12 protein-coding genes are annotated in these 14,062 nt (G+C 55.2%); 8 read left to right on the top strand and 4 right to left on the bottom strand.

All coding sequences use genetic code 11. From position 1 onward, the window contains the following. The first annotated feature begins 75 nt into the window (after positions 1–75). From H9I52_RS09200 to H9I52_RS09185, 4 genes are all read left to right on the top strand, one after another. Positions 76–729 carry a protein-L-isoaspartate(D-aspartate) O-methyltransferase gene (locus H9I52_RS09200; protein ID WP_139517093.1) on the top strand — a complete coding sequence of 218 codons (654 nt, stop codon included), beginning with the start codon at positions 76–78 and terminating at the stop codon, positions 727–729. Positions 730–800: 71 nt separating this feature from the next. Then, a complete protein-coding gene (locus H9I52_RS09195; protein ID WP_187453616.1) occupies positions 801–1,478 on the top strand; it encodes a hypothetical protein in 678 nt (225 codons plus the stop codon). Positions 1,479–1,555: 77 nt separating this feature from the next. Further along, entirely contained in the window at positions 1,556–2,074 is a 519-nt protein-coding gene (locus tag H9I52_RS09190) for an acyl-CoA thioesterase (protein ID WP_139517910.1), read from the top strand. Positions 2,075–2,101: 27 nt separating this feature from the next. Continuing rightward, positions 2,102–2,839: a hypothetical protein gene (locus H9I52_RS09185; RefSeq protein WP_187453615.1), complete on the top strand. Its 738-nt coding sequence runs from the start codon at positions 2,102–2,104 to the stop codon at positions 2,837–2,839. Positions 2,840–3,078: 239 nt separating this feature from the next. Here the strand turns inward: H9I52_RS09185 and H9I52_RS09180 are convergent, their stop codons facing one another. The 4 genes from H9I52_RS09180 to alaS all read right to left on the bottom strand — a co-directional run bounded on the left by H9I52_RS09180 (position 3,079) and on the right by alaS (position 9,987). After that, positions 3,079–4,230 (bottom strand): TlpA disulfide reductase family protein, encoded by a 1,152-nt coding sequence (locus tag H9I52_RS09180; RefSeq protein WP_187453614.1) that lies wholly within the window; start codon positions 4,228–4,230, stop codon positions 3,079–3,081. Positions 4,231–4,429: 199 nt separating this feature from the next. Continuing rightward, positions 4,430–5,596 (bottom strand): TlpA disulfide reductase family protein, encoded by a 1,167-nt coding sequence (locus H9I52_RS09175; RefSeq protein ID WP_187453613.1) that lies wholly within the window; start codon positions 5,594–5,596, stop codon positions 4,430–4,432. A 74-nt stretch (positions 5,597–5,670) separates the two neighbouring features. Beyond that, positions 5,671–7,128, bottom strand: a complete 1,458-nt coding sequence (gatB, locus tag H9I52_RS09170; protein ID WP_187453612.1) for an Asp-tRNA(Asn)/Glu-tRNA(Gln) amidotransferase subunit GatB — start codon at positions 7,126–7,128, stop codon at positions 5,671–5,673. Positions 7,129–7,341: 213 nt separating this feature from the next. Next, positions 7,342–9,987, bottom strand: coding sequence for an alanine--tRNA ligase (gene alaS / locus H9I52_RS09165; protein WP_187453611.1), 2,646 nt, complete (start codon positions 9,985–9,987; stop codon positions 7,342–7,344). Positions 9,988–10,173: 186 nt separating this feature from the next. Here alaS and H9I52_RS09160 point away from each other — a divergent pair, with 186 nt between their 5' ends. The 4 genes from H9I52_RS09160 (at position 10,174) to H9I52_RS09145 (ending at position 14,061) form a co-directional block, all read left to right on the top strand. Further along, positions 10,174–11,274: an arabinogalactan endo-beta-1,4-galactanase gene (locus tag H9I52_RS09160; protein ID WP_187453610.1), complete on the top strand. Its 1,101-nt coding sequence runs from the start codon at positions 10,174–10,176 to the stop codon at positions 11,272–11,274. 115 nt (positions 11,275–11,389) lie between these two features. Further along, on the top strand, positions 11,390–11,749 hold the full coding sequence (locus H9I52_RS09155; RefSeq protein ID WP_139517079.1) for a MerR family transcriptional regulator: 360 nt from the start codon (positions 11,390–11,392) through the stop codon (positions 11,747–11,749). Positions 11,750–12,078: 329 nt separating this feature from the next. After that, positions 12,079–13,206: a DNA-processing protein DprA gene (gene dprA, locus H9I52_RS09150; protein WP_316248019.1), complete on the top strand. Its 1,128-nt coding sequence runs from the start codon at positions 12,079–12,081 to the stop codon at positions 13,204–13,206. Positions 13,207–13,251: 45 nt separating this feature from the next. Next, entirely contained in the window at positions 13,252–14,061 is an 810-nt protein-coding gene (locus H9I52_RS09145) for an aminotransferase class IV (RefSeq protein WP_187453609.1), read from the top strand. Position 14,062 lies beyond the last annotated feature (1 nt).

The raw sequence follows: 14,062 nt of genomic DNA, 5'->3' as shown, positions 1-14,062 counted from the left end.
TTTTCGGTGCCGCAGCACGCCCGCAAAGGTAGAGCAATAAACGGAACCTAATCAGCTCGCCTCCCTGACTTACTCATGCACGCCGACAGTTACCGACACCGTGGCCAGCGCCGCGCTCTTGTAGAGGAGCTGCGCCGTAAGGGCATTCGCGACGAGCGCGTACTAGCTGCCGTAGCTAGTGTGCCCCGCCACCTGTTTTTTGAGCCGGCATTTCAGGAACACGCATACCAGGACAAAGCCTTCCCGATTGGCGAGGGCCAGACCATCTCGCAGCCATACACGGTGGCCTACCAAACGGAGCTGCTGCACCTGCGCCCCCACGACCGGGTACTGGAAATCGGGACGGGTTCGGGCTACCAATGCGCTGTGTTGCTGCATCTTACGCCCCACGTATTCAGCATCGAGTTTAACACCGTGTTGTTTGAGCGCACGCGCCGCCGACTAGCCAGCATGCACCTGCACGCTCACCTTTTCTGCGGCGACGGCTCGGTGGGACTGCCCGCCCACGCTCCCTTCGATAAGATCCTGGTTACGGCCGGCTCACCGACAATTCCGCGGGTGCTGCTGAGCCAGCTACGGGTGGGCGGCGCGCTGGTCATTCCGGTGGGCAACGAGCGCAGCCAGCGCATGATGCGCGTGGTGCGCGAGAGCGAGGATGAGTTTTCAAGCGAAGAATTCGAGGAATTCCGCTTCGTGCCGTTGCTGGGCCGGGCGGGTTGGCAGAAGTGACGTTTTTAGCTATGGTTATACCTGAATAGCAGCCACGCTCAAAACTACAAATGGTTATTAATCAATAACTTATGAAAAATATCTTTACTTTATGTATCTTATTACTGCTAACTGCCTGCTCCTCCTCTATATCTTCTAATAAGACGGAAGCCTTTTGGCTATGGTTTGTAGAAAATAGGGCAGAATTTGAGCATCTTAATGAGGCTACTCGAAACGAAAAAGATGAAAAGCTTAATCAGCTTCTCGAACAACTGCTCAAAATCGATGACGGCCTTGCTGTGGAGGTTTCAAATGAATCTCAAGGTGTCCGCGATCTGGTGATTTCAGCGGAAGGCGATAAAGAAAAGTTTCCAGTGGTAAAGGAGATTGTACAAACGGCACCTTTCATCCCTGGTTGGACTGTAACGGCCTTCCGCCAACGGTCGGACGATGACTTCACTTTGCAATACCGCTCCCTCCGATTTACTCCTTCCGATATGTATTTCTACCCAATTGCAGAAGGTGATTCGCTGGATTTAATCATCTACAGCAAAGGCTTAAAAAATCACAATCCTGACACGGTTGCTTTCTATGGATTGATAGCTATGGACAACGTATTGGGCGAATATGATTGTGTGATGAAAGTTCGGCATTATGACTTTCAGGATTTGGTCGATGAGAAGGATAAAAGCAATTTGAAGCCCTTGAAGGATCTACCTGACTATGTGGATTCTTTCCATCGAAACAACCAGCGTAACAAATCTCAGTAGCTAGTTTCGCTTCCTGGAAAAGCCCACTTGCCACTGTCCTATCTTTGCGCTCTCTTTTAGCAGACCTTTCCCTAATGATGCGCAAACAGAAGCCCGTTAAAGACTCGTTCGTAATTATGACCGAGCTGGTGCTCCCCAACGATACCAACACGCTCAACAACCTGATGGGCGGCCGGATGATGCACCTGATGGACATTGCAGCCGCTATTTCGGCCCAAAAACACTCCAATCGCATCGTAGTTACGGCTTCCGTCGACAACGTATCGTTCCGCGACAGCATCCGGCTGGGCAACGTTGTGACGCTGCAAGCCCAGGTAACGCGCGCCTTCAGCTCCAGCATGGAAGTACACATCGACGTATGGGCCGAAGACATTCCTTCGGGCACGAAAGTAAAATCCAACGAGGCCTTTTTCACCTTTGTGGCCGTCGATCAAACCGGCCGTCCCATCGACGTGCCCGAAGCCGTGCCGGAAACAGAAGACGAGATTCGGCTTTATGACGATGCGCTGCGTCGCCGGCAACTGCGCCTGGTACTGGCCGGCCGCATGAAGCCCACCGACGCCACCGAACTACGCGCCCTCTTTGAACTGGAATAAACCCCGCAACCGCTAATCAACCCCGCTGTGGAACAGGATTCGCTGGCTTTTTTCGAGAACTTTTACACCAACGTGACGCTGTACGTAGTGCCGGAGCCAGGCGCTACTTCCACACCAGCGGCCGTGTCGGCAGCGCCGGCTACAGCGCCTCCCATTGCGGAGACGCCAGTGCGTGTTGTTCCTTTGCCACCAGCCAAGCCGGCTGTTGCGCCCGTTGCAGCTACTCCGGCACCACCGAAGCTGCCGTCGTTGTCGGATTTAAAGTTACCGGCAACGCCAGCGCCGGCGGCCGTTGCGCCCGTCTCTCCTTCACAACCGCCGGTTGCACCACCCGATTCGCCGCCGAAACGCACCGCTCCCCCGTTATCCGAAACCCCCTTCACGACCTTGGGCAGCAACCCCGCCGGCCTCGTCATCTTGGTGCGCATGGACCCCGAGCGATTCCGGCGTCTGCCCAAAAACGTCTTTCTGAACAACATGCTGAAAGCCATCCGTATGATTGTGGAAGATGCGGTGCTGATCAACGTAGAGTCGCATTTGCCCGTGGAGCTAAAAACCCTTCGTCAGCATTTGGCTGCTACTCAGATCATTGGCTTCGGCAAAAACCTGCTCGACGTCGCCATCAACAAGACACAGCTTTACGAACCCGTTATTTTGGCTGGCGATGCTGGCTATCTACCCGCCGCCGAAATTGAACTGATTGAGGAAGACAACAGCCGCAAAAAACTGCTCTGGCGCGCTATGCAACGCATGTTTATGAGCTAACTACTTGATCTACAACGTAGTACCTAAAGCTAGTTCCCCTCCTTTTTCAAGGAGGGGTTAGGGGTGGTAAAGCTAAAGCTAGAATTTAATCCTTCTTGCTTATTCAACGATTGAACCACCCCTAACCCCTCCTTGAAAAAAGGAGGGGAACTAGCTCTTGACCTAGCCTCGTATCCACAAAAAAGGCCTGCTTCCCAGCAGGCCTTTTTTTTAATTCATTGGTTAACATGGTTACAAACTTACAGTTGTTTACCGCCCAGCAGCGAGGCTAGCTTATCATCCAAGGCTTCACCACGTAGGTTCTTGGCGATAATGCGTCCTTGTGGATCGAGCAGCACCGATTGCGGGATGGATTTTACGCTGTAGGTCTGGCCGGCAGCGCTTTCCCAGCCTTTGAGGTCCGAGACGTGCGTCCAGGTCAGACCGTCTTTCTCGATGGCTTTCAGCCACTTAGCTCGGTCCTGGTCGAAGGAAACGCTGTAGATCTCGAAGCCTTTGCCTTTAAATTTGTTGTAGGCCTTTACTACGTTGGGGTTTTCCTGCCGGCAGGGTCCGCACCAGGATGCCCAGAAGTCGATAAGCACGTACTTGCCGCGTAAGCTACTCAGGGCCACCTCTTTACCGTCCGGGGCGGCCAGTTTGATTTCGGGTGCTACCACGCCCAGTGCCGTGCTGCGCAACGGATCGAGGCGGGCAGTTAGCTCTTTAGTATAGCGCGAGTCTGGCAGCGTTTTTTTGAATTGCGTAGCCATCGAATCGGCAAAGACGAACTGCTCGTCGGGGTTCAGCAGGTTACCCACGGCAAACGCCGACACCACCGAATTGGGGTTCTGTCTCACCAGTTGTTTCACAGCGGCCGCGTTGCGGGCCTGGGCGGCAAAGAACTGCTTTTCAATGACTTTCATTGAGTCAGGCCGGTTCGACGACGCGGCTTGCGTGTAGCGCTGCTCCAGCTTCTGCATCTCACCTTTCGACTGTTGCATGGTGCGGCTCAGCTGTTGCAACAGCTCCGAATCCTTAGAACCCTTCACCGTGTAGTTGGTGCCCAGCGAAGTAGCGTCGCCGCTGAGTTCCAGGTTGCTTTTGTTGTCGAGCGCCACCAGCACCTGGTTGGCATCAGTTAGCTTGACTTGGTAGAGGCCGGCTTCGGGCGCGGTGCCCTTGAAGCTGAAGTGGCCTTTCTCGTCGAGGGTGGCCGTATCGCGGGCAATAAACTGGGTAGTACCCAGCTCAGAAAGATACACTTTGCTGCCAGCCGGCGCGTTGGTCAGCTGACCATTTATCTGATAACCAGCACTATCGGAACCGGTAATGCTGGTGGTGGGAGTTGTTGCTTTGTTGCAAGCATTGGCCATACCGAGTACGGCTCCAATCAGCAAAAAACTCTTCATGTTATATTTCATCTCGGGTGACGGACAGGCTACGGGCCTGCAAACCGTTAGGCAAAGAACAGGAATTGGAGCTGCAAGTTGCCAAATTTGGGTGGGAATGGCGAAGTAACGGACATACTTACCGTTTCGTACGCGGTTGGGAATTTCTACTCAAAACCCGAAATCCAGCCATAGGTTCCCGACAAAGGAGCGAAACATCCTATTCAGCAGCCGGCAACAGCGCCGCCAACCTATCCCCTAATTCTTTGGTAGTCAGGTTTTTGGCTACAATTCTACCTTGCTGATCAAGGAGCACGGCGAAGGGAATGGCTTGCACGGAATAGGTCTGGCAGGCTTCGCTTCCAAAGCCTTTTAGGTCGGAAACGTGGTGCCAAGGCAGTTTGTCGGCGGCAATGGCCTTGACCCAGGCCTGCGGCGAATCGTCGAGCGACACACCGTATACGTCAAAACCACGCGCGTGGTACTTGTGATAAAGCCGCAGCACTTCCGGATTTGCCTCCCGGCATGGCCCGCACCACGATGCCCAGAAATCAACCAGCACGTAGTGGCCACGCAACGCCGAAAGAGCCAAACGTGGCCCCGCTGGCGTGGGCAGATTAATCTCCGGAGCCAGGTGCCCGACGGCAGTGGCGCGTTGCTGCTGCAACTGCCGTACGAGCTTTTGGGTGTAGCGCGAAGTCGGGCGCTGCTGCTCAAAATGGCGCGTCATCGAATCAGCGAAGGCAAAATCCTTTTCCTGCGAAAAGTTTGTCAGCACTAGGTATGGGGCTACGTACGAATCGGCGTGCGCACGAATCAGCTGCTTGGTGTCGCGCGGAATTTGGTCGTAAATGGCTTGCGTTTTCTTGGCCGAAGCCGCTTCGGCCGCAGCCGTATCGGCCGACGAGGCCAGATAGCGTTGCAGGTTGGCATTGCGCAAGTTGTCGTACTGGGCGTACCAATTGCGGTATTGCTGCGCAATTTCTGCTTCCGGCGAGCTGCTCAGGTGGGCCGTATTGTAGAAGTGTTCGGCGTCGGCCACAAGGCGCAGGTGGCTGCTGTTGTCGAGCGGCACCTGAATAGTGCCTTGCAACTCCCCGCTGCCCAGCAGATAGACCACCGGCTCCTGCACCCGGCCGTGCAGCGTAAAGTGGCCGCCAGCATCAAGCACGGCCGAGTCGATCTTGGTGTTGGTACCGTTCCAATAATCAAGCAGATACACTTTCGCGCCGGGGAGCGCATGCGTTATCGTCCCGTCCAAGGAATAACCACCGGCATCGGCTTTCGCACTTCCTTCGACGGCCGGAGAAGTGGTCCCCGAATGACAAGCTGCGGCCAGCCAGAGCAACGGAACAAAGACGAAGAAGCGCATTGATATTTTATACATTGAACAACGGCAAAAATGAAAAACCACCGACACAAGAGCCGGTGGTTTTTCTAAACTAACGCAGCAAGCGCATCTTAAGCTTCCAGCTTCTGACGCAGCAACTGATTGGCCAGCTTCGGATCGGCTTTGCCGCCGGTAAGCTTCATCAGTTCGCCCATAAACATGCCGGTCAACGATTTTTTGCCGGCGCGGTATTCCGCTACTTTCACCGGGTTGGCATCCAGCACCTGCTGAATCATGCCTTCCAGTTCACCTGCATCCGAATTTTGCACAAACCCTTGACTTTCAGCTACTTGTGCAGCCGTCATTTCCGGGTGTTCGAGCAGGTACGGGTACAGCTGCTTGGAGGCGACCGAATGGCCCACCTTATTTTCGTCGATAAGCTGGATAATGTCCGCGATGTGCTGGGGGTGCAGCGGGAAATCTTCCATGGTCAGGGCGCGCTCGTTCAAGAACGATTTCACGGGGCCTTGCACCCAGTTGGCGGCAGCTTTGGCGTTGGGCGTGAGACGCGAAAGCTCATCAAAAAACAGCGCAACCTCCTTCTGGTCAGTGAGTACCGTAGCGTCATAGTCCGACAGGCCCAGCTCGCCGGTAAAGCGCGTATAGAGCTGCTGCGGCAACGCCGGCAACTCGGCCTGCACACGGTGCAGCCACTCGTCATCGATGACCAACGGCGGCAAATCGGGCTCCGGGAAGTAGCGGTAATCGTTCATTGTTTCCTTCGAACGCTGGCCGCTAGTGGTACCCGTAGTTGCGTCGAAACCGCGGGTTTCGCTGTCCACGGTGCCGCCAGCTTCCAGAATCGCGATCTGGCGCTCGATTTCGTACTCGATGGCGCGCTGCACGTTGCGGAAGGAGTTCATGTTCTTGACCTCCACCTTCATCCCGAACTTATCGGCGCCTTTCAGCATCACCGACACGTTGGCGTCGCAGCGCAGCGAGCCTTCTTCCATGTTGCCGTCGCAGATGCCCAGGTACACCACCAGCTTCTTGATCTCGCTCAGGTAAGCATAGGCCTCATCTGAGTTGCGAATGTCCGGCTCCGATACAATTTCAATGAGCGGCACGCCGGCACGGTTCAAGTCCACGAGCGTCTCTACTTCGCCTGCCAAGTGCATCGACTTGCCGGCGTCCTCTTCCATGTGAATGCGCGTCACGCCGATTTGGCGCGTCGAGCCATCGGTGAGGCGAATTTCGACGTGCCCCGCGGTGCAGATTGGCGTTTTGTCCTGCGTAATCTGGTAGCCTTTGGGCAGGTCGGGGTAGAAATAGTTTTTGCGCGCAAACAGGTTGTCGCGCCGAATCTGGCAGTTGGTGGCGAGGCCCATTTTCATGGCGTACTCCACTGCCGTCCGGTTCACCCGCGGCAGCGTGCCGGGGTGACCCAACGTAATGACGGACAAGTTATTATTTGGCAACGCACCGTATTCGTTCTCGTCCGACGAGTACATTTTGCTGCGCGTAAGCAGCTGCGCGTGCACTTCCAAACCGATAACGGGCTGGTATTTGGCTTTGATGGTTTCGTCCATGAGTATCTTGAATCAGAGATTTCTGCTTGTAGCGGCAGATTTCACTAGTTTATTCAGGCTAAGGCCAGTTATTGAAAAGCGAAGGTAAAGGGAAGTGTAAACAACACATCCACGGCCTCTGCGTCTAATTTTCCGAGCATTCACCCACGTAAGAAACAAGCTGCTCCCTATAAATACTTCTTTATCGGCAGCATTTTCATTAGGCAGAACGCATTACAACGTCTTGCTTACCAATTCTTCCGCCTTCCCAATGGCCGCATCAAGCCCGGCTACATTCTTGCCACCGGCCGTGGCGAAGAACGGCTGGCCGCCGCCGCCACCCTGAATTTCCTTGGCCAATTCGCGTACCAACGTAGAAGCGTTGAGTTTGCCGCCTTTAGCTAGCTCATCGTCCAGCATTACCGCTAGTTGCGGCTTGCCCTCGATGTCGGCGCCGAGCACAGCCACTAGGTTGTCAACGGTCTGGCGCAGATCGTAGGCGAGCTTTTTCAGGCCATCAGCCGACGAAGCGTTTACCTTAGCAGCCAGGAAGTTGACGCCGTTTAGCGGCTTTACTTGCGAGGCCAGTTGCTGTTTCTGAGCGTTGAGGCTTTGCTGCTCAAACTGCTCGATCTGTTTGCGCAGAGCGGCCGTTTCTTCGCTGAGACGCTGGATGCTGGGCAGCAGGTGCTGCGGATTGCCCAAGGCCTCGCGTACCTGCTGGAGCAAGTCAAGCTGCTGATCCACATAGAGTTCGGCGGCTTCACCCGTTACAGCTTCAATGCGACGGACGCCGGCACCCACGGCGCTCTCCGAGGTGATTTTGAAGAAGCCAATTTCGCCGGTGCCGCGCACGTGCGTGCCGCCGCAGAGTTCTACTGAGTAGTCTTTGTCGAAGGTGATGACGCGTACAAACTCGCCGTACTTTTCACCAAACAACGCCATGGCGCCCAGCGACTTCGCCTCGTTGATGGGCACGTTGCGGCGCTCGTCCAACGGGATTTGCTGCCGAATGCGCTCGTTCACAATGCGCTCAATATCACGTAGTTGCTCATCCGTTACTTTCGTGAAGTGCGAGAAGTCGAAACGGAGTAGCTTTTCATTTACCAATGATCCTTTTTGCGCAACGTGCGAGCCAATTACTTGACGCAGAGCGGCTTGCAGCAAGTGCGTAGCGGTGTGGTTCTTCCGGATCTGCTCGCGGCGGGCGTGGTCGATGCGGCCGAGGAAGTCAGCTTCTAAGTCCTCGGGCAAGTCGAGCACGGTGTGCACAATCAGGTCGTTTTCCTTCTTGGTGTCCAGCACACGCACCTTCGACAGCTCCGATTCGAGGAAGCCCGTGTCTCCTACCTGCCCACCCGACTCGGCGTAGAAAGGCGTCTGGTCGAGCACGATGTGGTACTCGGTTTTGCCTTTTTGCGTGGTTTTGCGGTAACGCAGGATGCGAGCCGGTGCTTCGTCCAGATCGTAGCCCACAAACGCCGGCTGCTCCTCCGACGGCGTCACAATGGTCCAGTCGCTTTGCTCGGTTTCCTGGGCGTTGCGCGAGCGGTTTTTCTGCGCTGCCAATTCCTTCTGAAAACCGGCCTCGTCCACGGTCAGGTCTTTTTCGCGCGCAATCAGCGCCGTTAAGTCCAGCGGAAAGCCGAAGGTATCGGACAATTCAAACGCCGTTTTGCCGTCGATTACGCCGCCTTGCGCTTTCACGGACTCCTCCAGGGCGTCAATGCGGCGCAGGCCGTTCTCCAGCGTTTTCAGGAAGGCAATTTCTTCTTCCTCAATCACCCGCTGTACAAACTGCGTCTGTTGCTTGAGCTCCGGAAATACCCCGGCCATCTGATTGGCGAGTACCGGCACCAGCTTATAGAGGAACGGCTGTTTGAAGCCCAACGACGAAAACGAGTAGCGCACGGCGCGGCGCAGAATACGGCGAATTACGTAGCCGGCCTTCACGTTGGAAGGCAGTTGGCCGTCGGCAATCGTGAAGCTGATGGCGCGGATGTGGTCGGCAATAACGCGAATCGCGATGTCGGTTTTCTCCATCTGGCCGGTGTATGCAACCCCGGCTTCGGCAGCGATAAACTGAATCAGCGGTTGGAAAACGTCGGTGTCGTAGTTCGACTTGACACCCGACACGGCCATCATCAAACGCTCGAAGCCCATGCCCGTATCTACGTGTTGCTGAGGCAGTTTTACGAGCGACCCGTCGGCGCGTCGCTGGAACTCCATGAACACGTTGTTCCAGATTTCCACCACCTGCGGATGGTCGGCATTCACGAGTTCACGGCCCGATTTTGCGGCTACTTCGCTCTCGTCGCGAAGGTCGATGTGAATCTCGGTGCAGGGGCCGCAGGGGCCGGTGTCGCCCATTTCCCAGAAGTTGTCCTTCTTGTTGCCGGGCAAGATGCGGTCGTCGGTGGTGTATTGGCGCCACAGGTTTTGGGTTTCGGTGTCGGCCCCAAGGTTGTCGCCCGTATCGCCTTCAAAATAAGTCACATACAAGCGGTCTTTCGGCAGCTTGTACACTTCCGTCAGCAGCTCCCAAGCCCAGGCAATGGCTTCCGTTTTGAAGTAATCGCCAAACGACCAGTTGCCCAGCATTTCGAACATGGTGTGGTGGTAGGTATCGTAGCCTACTTCTTCCAAGTCGTTGTGCTTGCCCGACACGCGCAGGCACTTTTGGGTGTCGGCGATCCGCTTGAACGGGGCCGGTTTGTTGCCCAAAAAGTAATCTTTAAAGGGTGCCATGCCGCTGTTGATGAAGAGCAGCGTCGGGTCGTCTTTGAGCACCAGCGGCGCCGAGGGCACGATGTGGTGGCCTTTGGAAGCAAAGAAATCCAGGAATTGTTGGCGAACGTGGGCGGCCGTAGGAAGTGACATGGCGGATCGGGTTGCGGCGCGCCCGCAGTTGGCGGCGGCCGGGATTTTGGCTACTTTTTGGCCTTTCCAACTCAACGATCGGGTGTGGAAGGCACTTCCGACAAAGGTAGCCACTTCAACTGTAAGTCGAAACGGCGGTTGATTCACTACTTTGCCTCCTTCACTTTCCTTAATCTGCTTCCCACCATGTCTGGTTTTCATTTCGCACGCTTTGCGCCTTCGTCTTTAGCTACCCAGGCAAGTATCTGGTTTACTGGCATTTGCCTCTTGGGCAGTTTGTCGGCTGTTGGGCAATCCGTCAAAGCAGCGTCCGTTTCTGCTTCAGCGCCCGGTAAAACGGTGGTTAGAAAGATCGACGGGAAGATACTGGGGGCCGACATTTCTTTTTTGCCGCAGTTGGAAGACCGCGGCATCAAGTTTCAGGACAAGGGCGTGCAGAAGGATGCCATCGAGATTCTAAAGGACCACGGCTTCAACTACGTTCGCCTGCGCATCTTCAACAACCCCGCCGCCGACAGCGGCTATTCGCCCAAGCGCGGCTTCTGCGACCTGGAGCACACCAAGCAAATGGCCGCCCGCGCGAAGAAAGCGGGCCTGAAATTGCTGCTCGACTTCCACTACAGCGACACCTGGGCCGATCCGCAGAAGCAGTTTAAGCCGTCGGCGTGGGCCAACCTGAGCGGCGCCCAGCTCAACCAAGCCGTCCACGACTACACCCGCGACGTGCTGCTGGCCCTGAAAGCGCAAGGCACGACGCCTGACATGGTGCAGGTGGGCAACGAAATCAACCACGGCATGATCTGGCCCGACGGCGACGTGCAGCAGGCCGACAGCCTAGCGAAGTTCGACGCGCTGGCCGATTTGCTGAAAGCTGGTATTTCGGCCGTACACGAAGTTGCGCCTAAAACGCTGGTAATGTTGCACATAGCGCTTGGCGGCCAAAATCTGCATTCGGTAACCTGGCTCGACCGCATCCGGGCGCGCAATGTGCCGTTTGATGTGATCGGCGAATCGTACTACCCTAAGTGGCACGGTACCATCCCGGAGCTGCGCAACAACCTGACGGACTTGGCTAAACGCTATCCGCAGGACGTGGTGGTGGTGGAATACTCGGAGCGCAAAGCCGAGGTCAACGACGCCGCTTTCAGCTTGCCCAACAATAAGGGCAAGGGTACTTTTATCTGGGAACCGCTCAACACCTGGGAGGCGATTTTTGACAAGCAAGGCAAGTCCAACGAACGCATCCTGGTCTATGACGAAATCAGTAAAAAGTACAAGATTAAGTAACACTTTACCGCCAAACTAGTTAAAAAGTGCAGTCTAAGCTTTAGCTTGCGTGTTGTTGGCGCGGTTCGAACATTGCCTGCAACCCGCAGCTTCTAAGCCTCCAAAGCGTACGACCATGCCTTATAAAGAGCGCGATATAGAAAAGCAGTATTTCACCATCGGCGAGGTGGCGGCCCAGTTCAAGGTGGCCCCGTCGCTGATTCGCTTTTGGGAAACCGAGTTTGAGGAATTGCGTCCGCGCAAGAGTAAAAAGGGCAACCGCCTCTACACGCATCAGGACGTTGATATTTTCCGCACCATCTATCATTTGGTGAAAGAGCGCGGCTTTACCATTCCCGGCGCCCGCGACCTGCTCAAGCAAAAAGGCCCACAGCTCAAGGAAAAAATCGACGTAATTCAGTCGCTGGAAAAGGTACGCACCTTCCTTACCACCATGCGCAAAGAGCTGGATGCCATCGCCAAATCGCAGGGGTAGGTGGACCCTCATCATAGGAAACACCTAAATGCCTTTGGTGTAGTTGTATCAACAACTGCGTTGGTGCTACTGATTGACATCGTAGCAGCGTTTGTAGCTCTTCTTCCTATAATGGGAGACAAAACCAATGGAGATTATTCGTCCGAAGAAACAGTAAGCAGGTTTATCTTAGCTATTTATCTACTTTGTTTATTAGGATTGGGGGTGCGCTTGCAAGTTAAACATCACCAAACAGCACGCTTTATTGGAGTCTTACTTGGCGCTATACCTATGCTTTGGGTAATGCGAAGGTTTCTTTTTAAATCTTATTCAGAATAATTATCAACAAAGTGCAAGTAATTAATCAGGATCTATTTCACGAGGTTGCTCTTACGCTTTTCCCCGGTATCGGGCCGCAGCTGACGCGGCAATTAATGAGTTATGGCGGCTCGGCCAAAAACGTGCTGATGGCGCCACCCGGCCGGCTGCGCAAAATTCCGGGCGTAGGCCCCGCGATGGTGGCCACGCTCACCGGAGGCGAGCGCACCCTTGCCCTCAACCGCGCCGAAACCATCTTGCGCCAGTCGGAAAAAGATGGCGTACAGCTGCTTTTTTACACGCACAAAGCCTTCCCTGCCCGCCTCAAGCAGATTCCGGATGCGCCGGCGTTGCTGTACTACCAAGGCACCAGCAACCTGAACCATCCCAAAACGGTCGCGCTCGTGGGCACTCGCCAGGCTACCGACTACGGTCGTGAGCAGACCGAGCGCATCGTCAAAGGTATTGCCTCGCATAATCCTTTAGTTATTAGCGGATTAGCCTATGGTATCGACATTGCAGCCCACCGCGCTGCCCTGCAGGAAGGATTGGAAACCATCGGCGTGATGGCCACTGGGCTGGATGTGATCTATCCACCGACGCACCGCAAAACGGCCGAAAAGATGCTCACCCAAGGCGGCCTGCTGACGGAGTTTACGTTCGGCACCAAGCCCGACAAATACAACTTCCCGGCGCGTAACCGCATCATTGCCGGCCTTGCCGACGGCACGGTGGTAGTGGAAGCGGCAAAAAAAGGCGGCGCCCTGATTACGGCCGAAATCGCGCTGGGCTACAACAAGGATGTGCTGGCTGTGCCCGGCAACATCGGGCAGCCCGCGTCTGAGGGCTGCAACGCCCTGATCAAAGACCACAAAGCGGCTCTCTATAGCGAACCCAAAGACTTGGAAGAACTGCTCAATTGGGATGCGGCACTGCATCAGACCGGCAAGTTCAAGCCCACGCCCACCTACCAGGCCGCCGACTTTTCAGAGGAAGAATTCCGCCTCGTGGAGGTGCTGATGGCCGCCAAGGAAGAGCTCATGGACAACCTTAGCTGGAAAACCCAACTACCAGTCAATCAAGTAGCTAGCTTATTGTTGGGGTTGGAGTTTCGCGGGGTGGTCAAATCGCTGCCGGGCAAGAAATACGTTTTAGTATAGCGGAAGCTTTAGCTTGCGCAGGTACCAAGCCCACAATTTATTGCTATGTATCTGCTCCACAACGGCCATTTGGTGCCGGAAGCTACGTTTGCGTTGCCCCTGCCCAACCGCGGGCTGCAATTCAACGACGGGTTTTTCGAAACGCTGATTTGGGACGACTACAAAGTACAGCTTCTACCTTACCACATGGCCCGCATGCGGCAAGCGGCGCAGGCTTTGAGCCTACAGTTGCCCACTGCACTAACCACCGAAACTGATCTGCAGGATATGCTGCGCGCCCTCGTGGAAGCAAAACAGCTTACCACGGCGCGGCTGCGGCTGCAATTCTGGCGGGCCGGCGGCGGGTTATACGCCCCTACAACGGCGGAGGCAGAATTTGTGGTTACGGCGCAGCCCTTTCAGCCCGCTGAATCAGTGGTGAACAAGGCAGATTTTGCGCAGCGTGTGCGCACTGCTTTTTCAACGGTATCTTTTTGCAAAGGGCCCAACGCACTGCAGTACGTGCTGGCGGCACAAGAGCGGCAGCAGCGCGAACTGGACGAATTGATTTTGCTGGACGGTGCTGGCTGCGTGGCCGAGTGCGTGTCGGCCGCAATATTCTGGGTGCGTAACGGCTGTTTGTACACGCCATCCCTCGAAACAGGATGCATAGCGGGCGTACGCCGGGCTTACTTTCTTCAGCGTGCCCGTGAGCTGGCTATTCCGTGTGCAGAAGGACTGTACGAGCCAGAGGCACTTCTACAGGCCGAAGTTGTATTTACAGCTAATATTGCTGGAATACGTATTTTAAAGCAAGTAGGTAAAGTGCTATTTTCAAGCATCAATCATAGTGTACTCAACGCGCTCTTGGCATAAT

The sequence above is a fragment of the Hymenobacter sp. BT491 genome, from assembly GCF_014349165.1.
In the GTDB taxonomy this organism is placed as follows: domain Bacteria; phylum Bacteroidota; class Bacteroidia; order Cytophagales; family Hymenobacteraceae; genus Hymenobacter; species Hymenobacter jejuensis.
Note: the sequence above shows the minus strand (reverse complement) of the source record. Positions and strands in the feature narration are given on the sequence as shown.